The sequence below is a fragment of the Kitasatospora sp. NPDC093558 genome (assembly GCF_040683475.1).
GTDB lineage: Bacteria > Actinomycetota > Actinomycetes > Streptomycetales > Streptomycetaceae > Kitasatospora.
This window is the reverse complement of sequence record NZ_JBFBDY010000458.1, coordinates 1-5,131: the sequence shown is the minus strand read 5'-3', so window position 1 is coordinate 5,131 and position 5,131 is coordinate 1. Positions and strand designations below refer to the sequence as shown.

The 5,131-nt window shown below is 73.4% G+C and carries 7 protein-coding genes and 1 pseudogene; 3 read left to right on the top strand and 5 right to left on the bottom strand.

The annotated features are described in order from the left end of the window. Window positions 1-19: 19 nt before the first annotated feature. Together AB0O00_RS28995 and AB0O00_RS28990 are read right to left on the bottom strand one after the other, a co-directional pair. Window positions 20-610, bottom strand: a complete 591-nt coding sequence (locus AB0O00_RS28995) for a sigma-70 family RNA polymerase sigma factor (RefSeq protein ID WP_363656712.1) — start codon at window positions 608-610, stop codon at window positions 20-22. A gap of 319 nt (window positions 611-929) precedes the next feature. Then, window positions 930-1,412, bottom strand: a complete 483-nt coding sequence (locus AB0O00_RS28990; protein WP_363656711.1) for a MarR family transcriptional regulator — start codon at window positions 1,410-1,412, stop codon at window positions 930-932. 170 nt (window positions 1,413-1,582) lie between these two features. On the opposite strand from AB0O00_RS28990, the gene AB0O00_RS28985 reads away from it, so the two are divergent. Next, window positions 1,583-1,993 (top strand): organic hydroperoxide resistance protein, encoded by a 411-nt coding sequence (locus tag AB0O00_RS28985; protein WP_363656709.1) that lies wholly within the window; start codon window positions 1,583-1,585, stop codon window positions 1,991-1,993. Between the two features lie 103 nt (window positions 1,994-2,096). On the opposite strand, the gene AB0O00_RS28980 is transcribed toward AB0O00_RS28985, so the two are convergent. After that, window positions 2,097-2,432 carry a hypothetical protein gene (locus tag AB0O00_RS28980; protein WP_363656708.1) on the bottom strand — a complete coding sequence of 112 codons (336 nt, stop codon included), beginning with the start codon at window positions 2,430-2,432 and terminating at the stop codon, window positions 2,097-2,099. A gap of 151 nt (window positions 2,433-2,583) precedes the next feature. Between AB0O00_RS28980 and AB0O00_RS28975 the strand changes: the two genes are divergently transcribed. Further along, window positions 2,584-2,955, top strand: coding sequence for a hypothetical protein (locus AB0O00_RS28975; protein ID WP_363656706.1), 372 nt, complete (start codon window positions 2,584-2,586; stop codon window positions 2,953-2,955). A gap of 25 nt (window positions 2,956-2,980) precedes the next feature. Here AB0O00_RS28975 and AB0O00_RS28970 read toward each other — a convergent pair whose 3' ends face one another. Continuing rightward, the gene (locus AB0O00_RS28970; RefSeq protein WP_363656704.1) at window positions 2,981-3,631 is read right to left on the bottom strand and encodes a beta-glucanase; all 651 of its coding nucleotides are present in this window, start codon (window positions 3,629-3,631) and stop codon (window positions 2,981-2,983) included. Between the two features lie 164 nt (window positions 3,632-3,795). After that, entirely contained in the window at window positions 3,796-4,425 is a 630-nt protein-coding gene (locus tag AB0O00_RS28965) for a CBS domain-containing protein (protein WP_363656702.1), read from the bottom strand. 347 nt (window positions 4,426-4,772) lie between these two features. On the opposite strand from AB0O00_RS28965, the pseudogene AB0O00_RS28960 reads away from it, so the two are divergent. Further along, window positions 4,773-5,131 (top strand): annotated as a pseudogene (locus AB0O00_RS28960) (hypothetical protein); the annotation flags it as partial.

The following is a 5,131-nucleotide window of genomic DNA, read 5'->3' as shown; positions in this document are numbered from 1 at the left end:
CGCAGCAGGTCGCCGAGCTTCATTCGGCCGCCCGCCCCTCGCCCGACTCGCCGCCGCTCGCGTTCTCCAGCAGGTACTCCAGGTGCCGGCGCCCGAGGCTGTAGTAGGTGCGGGCGGTGGTGTGCGCGATGCCGAGCGCGCGGCCGATGTCCGGGTAGGAGAGGCCCGCCTGGCGCAGCCGGACGACGTCGGCCTGGACCGGGGCGCTGCGCGCGAGCTCGTCCATCGCCCAGTCCAGGGCGTCGAGTTCGGCGAGCTCCTCCAGCTCGTCCTGGCTGGTGTCGGGGCGGCGCTGGGCGATCACCCGGAGCCGCTTGCGCTCGGCGCGGTGGCGCTCGCGCAGGACGTCCACGATCGCGTCCTTGAGGATCTTGAACGCGAAGGCCTGCGGATCGGCGCTGGCCAGGGCGCGGCGCCAGTTCTGGTACAGCGCGGCGCCGGCGTTCTGGACGGCGTCCTGCGCGTCCTCGCGGTGGCGCAGCCGCTGCTGCGCGTACCGCAGGTAGCCGGGGTTCTCGCGGGTGAAGAAGGCCTCGAAGTCGGCCGGCAGGCCGTCGAGCGGATCCGTCCGCACGTCGTGCTCCTCGCCCGGCCCGGGGGTGGTCGGCACGCGCTTCCCCTTTTCGGTGAGTCGGTCGGCCGGCCCACCGGATGGCACGCCGACGGCCCCGTCGGGGCTCGTGGTGTAACCGTCCCGGAGCGGCGGGTTGTTGACCCGAAGCGGCGGGCAATAATCGACCGCTTCCGTTCACTTCCGGACACCCGCGCTGACCTGCCGGTTCCGGCCCTTCCGGCCTACAGGGTCGACATTGGAGTGACGCAGATCACACTCCCGGGTCGGCCGACTTGACCGACGGCATGCCGGCCTACTCGACGCGCCCTACCCAGCCATCCCGACCCATCCCGACCCGACCCAACCCGGCCCACGCCTACTCGACTGGCTCGACCGCCGCCGAGTCCAGCGCCGCGGTCACCTGGTCCAGCAGGACGCGCAGCGCGGCGAGGTCCTCGACGGGCATCCCGGTCGCCGTGAGCAGCCGGCGCGGCACCTGCCCGGCGCGTTCGCGCAGCGCGACGCCCTCCGGGGTGAGCGCGACGGTCACCGACCGCTCGTCCTCGGGGCTGCGCTCGCGGCGCACCAGACCGGCCGCCTCCAGCCGCTTGAGCAGCGGCGAGAGGGTGCCGGAGTCCAGCCGCAGGCGCTCGCCGATCCGCTTGACCGGCAGTTCGCCGTCCTCCCAGAGCACGAGCATGACGAGGTACTGCGGGTAGGTGAGCCCGAGGTCCTTGAGCAGCACCCGGTAGACGCCGCCGAAGGCGCGCGAGGCCGCGTTCAGCGAGAAGCAGATCTGCTGATCGAGGCGGAGCAGGCGCTCGTCCGACGCGGCGGGGTGTGCGGGAGACGTGGTCATGCACCCATGGTACCGATCGAGTCCGCGCGATTGAGTTGTGCGCAATTGAATTGCGTGCTCTACTTGTCATCAGCGAGACCCCGCAGCGAGGCCCACAAGACCTCGCCGGGCCCCGCGACACGAACACCGAACCCAGCAGGATCAGCAGTTTCAGCAGGAGGGAACGCACCATGGACGCGCTCTACACCGCAGCCGCCACCGCGAACGGCCGTGAGGGCCGCGCCGTCAGCTCCGACGGCCAGCTGGACCTCGCCCTGGCGATGCCGCCCGCGCTCGGCGGCAGCGGGCAGGGCACCAACCCGGAGCAGCTGTTCGCCGCCGGCTACGCGGCCTGCTTCGCCAGCGCGCTCGGCCTGGTCGGCCGCCAGGCCCGGGTCGACACCAGCGAGGTCTCGGTGACCGCCGAGGTCTCCATCGGCAAGGACGGCGCCGGCTTCGGCCTCGCCGTCGTGCTGCGCGTCGAGCTGCCCGAGTCGCTCGCGGGCGAGAACGGCGAGCTGCTCGTCAAGCAGGCGCACGAGGTCTGCCCGTACTCCCGCGCCACCCGCGGCAACATCCCGGTCGAGCTCGTCGTCGAGTAGTCACGACGGTCGTCACGACAGCGACAGACCGCGGCCGATCGCCGCAGCGCAGCTCCAGGGCCCGCCGCACACCCCCGATGCGGCGGGCCCTGGCCGTGCCCCCTCAGCCGCCCGGACCCGACCCCGGCCCTGGCCCCGGCCCGTTCACGGACCGCAGCGTGTCCAATCTGAGCCGGTACTCGTCCGCGTCGATCTCCCCGCGCGCGAACCGCTCCGCGAGCAGCTGCTCCGGGTTCGGCCCCGCGGCCGCCCGCGGCGGACCCACCGCCGCCGCACCCTGCGGCAGCGGCCGGTGCGAGCGCGAGACGTACCGGGACAGGGCGACGGCGGCGAGCACCAGCAGCATCAGGACCAACAGCATCAGCAGGACCATCAGGCCGATGCCCCAGCCGCTCAGCCCGTGGTGTCCGTACCCGTGCCACCCGTGCCAGTGCCTCATCGGGACCTCCTCCTCCGGCCCGGACGGGCCTGTCGAGGGACTGTCGCCAGTACCACCATCGTGCGCCCACGGACCCCCGGAGTGTGCTGAAGAAAGCGTGAGAAAACGTTCCGGCGACACCCGCGCCGCAGGCCGGGGTAGCGTTCGGCCCATGAACCACCACGCACCGGCCGGCGAGCGCTCCGCCGAGCAGCTCGTCGCCGCCGGGGCGCTCCGCCGCCACACCGACGGCCGCCCGCACCCGACGCTCGGCCACTCGCCGATCTCGTACGTCTCCGCCGCGCTGTGGGCCGAGCTCACCGCCCTCGCCATCGCCCCGGCCGCCGCCGAGGCCACCGCCCACGCCCTGCTGAACGCGATCGCCGCCGACGCGGTGGACGCGGCCCTGGCACCGGGCAACGAGAGCGCCCCGCGCGACGACCTCTACGTGACGCACCCCGCGCACATCGGCCCGCACCGCCGGGTCGTCTGGTTCCAGCGTTCCGGCCCGCGCGGCCCGATCACCGCCACGTTCCCGCCCTAGGCGTCGCAGGCCCGGGCAAGCCGGATCATCTCTCCACGACGAGGCTGTGGCACACCCAGCTGAGCCGGTCCGGCCCGCCGATCAACGGACGGTCATGGTAGACCCCGTCCGCCACCGACAGGTTGACGATCAGGTACGCGTGCCACCCGGGGCCGACCCCGTGCAGGTCCGCGTACACGAGCTCGTTCCCGACGTACCAGTCCACCGAGTGCGCGCCGAGCAGCACCCGCAGCCCGAAGGTCGCGCCCGGGGCGATGCCGCTGCCCTCGCCGTGCCAGTACCGGAAGCCGCCGCGGACGTGGTTGGAGACCTCCAGGAGGTCCGGGTGATCCGGGTGGTACTCGAAGACGTCCACCTCGTTGCCGCCGTCCCGCCAGGTCCAGATCGACGGCCACGCGCCGACGTCGACGGGCAGCGTGACGAGCGCCGACAGCTCGTCCCCGGTGCGGACCTGGAAGGCCTCGGGGCTGCCCTCGGTGGTCAGCAGGCTGCACGTCCACAGCCCGCCGGCGTGCCGGCGGGTGGCCGTGAACACGCCCCCGGGGCAGTACGCGCGGCTGAGGTAGTCGAGTTTGTGGTCGCTCCGGTTGGTCGGCCCCATCCGGGGATAGGCGCTGCTGCGCCCGGCGACCCACTGCCTGGTCGAAGTGAAGTCCGCGTCGAACACGACTGCCACGGCCGCCTCCCCGGTGCTCCGCCGACCCGGCAGTCCAGCCGCCGGGCACACAGAGTGAGTTACCCGATACGCTCCGCAGTATGCGGAGGTGAACCGAGCCTTCCGGGCCCATCCCACGGGCACCGTCAACTCCAGCTTTCCCAGCCGGAGTTGACGGTGAACCCTCAACCCACGGGCGCGGTCGCGCCCCCGGAGCCGAGCCGGTCGGTCACCGACACCACGCCGTCCACCGAGCGGCACAGGTTCAGCACGATCGGCACGAGGTGCGGCTCGGGCACGGTGCCGCTGAGCACCACCCGGCCCTGCTCCACCTCGACGCCGATCTCGGCCGGGCTGACGCCGTCGATCCGCCCGAGCACCTCCTCGACGATCTCCCGCCGGATCACCCGGTCCTCGCGCAGGAACACCCGCAGGAGGTCCCCGCGGCTCACCATGCCGATCACCCGGCCGTCGTCGTCCAGCACCGGCAGGCGCTTGAGCCCGTGCCGGCTCATCAGCCTGGCCGCCGCGACCACGCTGGTGCCGGGCGTGGTGCAGACCGGCTGGGTCGTCATCAGGTCCGCCGCCGTGGCCGCCCCACCCAGGCCCGCGTGCGCCGACTCCGGCGCGGGCAGCAGGCTGCCGGTGTCCTCCTGGGCGGCGAGGGTGCGCAGCAGGTCCGCCTCGGAGACAACGCCCAGCGGCCGGCCGTCGGCGTCGACCACCGGCACACCGGTGATGTCGTAGTCGGTCAGCAGCGCGACGATCTCCCGGAAGCCGGTCTCGGGCGCGACCCGGACCACCGGGCTGGTCATCACTGATTCGACGGTGGCATGCCGCAACGCCGGTTCACCTCGTCCAACGGGCTTCTCCGGCCGGTTCCTTCCGGCCGGTACCCGCAGCATGGCCCCCGGGGGCGGCGATCGCCAGGGGCCAAGGGGCCGAACGGGTGGGACCTACGGCCCTCCGCACCGAACGCGGAGTCAACACCTCCAGAGGCCACGCCAAACCTCGAACCCCGAACGCGGAGTCAACACCTCCAAGGGCCACACCGGACCTCGGCCCCCGCGCACCCAACCGCCGCCCCGGACGGCGCAACCATCACATGATCAACTCGTTGAACCGTCCACGACGACACGACGACGGCTCCGGGGAGGGCCCGTTGGCAGGACCGACAGACGGCACCGCCCAGCCGTCCCGGCACCCGGTGGCGCAGGCCGAGGCCGCGCTGGTGCGCCACTACCGGCGGCTGGCCCGGCTCGCGTACCTCGCGCTGCCCGCCGACCGGGACCGGCACAGCCGGGTGCTCGCCGCGCACACCGCCGTCCAGCGCGCGCTGCCGTCCCGCTGGACCCGCCGCGCCGATCCGACCGACAGCGTCGACGACGACCCGGTGTACGACGAGCTCCGCCACCGCGTCCTGCTCGCCGCCCTCCGCCCGCACCCCGCGCACCGGCTCCTGGCGCCCCGCGTCTGGGGGCTGCGGCTGTTCACCCCGCACGGCGACGAGGCGGACGCGGA

Coding starts and splice junctions, on each gene's coding strand:
- AB0O00_RS28980 (WP_363656708.1), bottom strand. CDS start 2,432: ATGAGGCACTGGCACGGGTGGCACGGGTACGGACACCACGGGCTGAGC.
- AB0O00_RS28985 (WP_363656709.1), top strand. CDS start 1,583: ATGGACGCGCTCTACACCGCAGCCGCCACCGCGAACGGCCGTGAGGGC.
- AB0O00_RS28965 (WP_363656702.1), bottom strand. CDS start 4,425: ATGACCAGCCCGGTGGTCCGGGTCGCGCCCGAGACCGGCTTCCGGGAG.
- AB0O00_RS28990 (WP_363656711.1), bottom strand. CDS start 1,412: ATGACCACGTCTCCCGCACACCCCGCCGCGTCGGACGAGCGCCTGCTC.
- AB0O00_RS28975 (WP_363656706.1), top strand. CDS start 2,584: ATGAACCACCACGCACCGGCCGGCGAGCGCTCCGCCGAGCAGCTCGTC.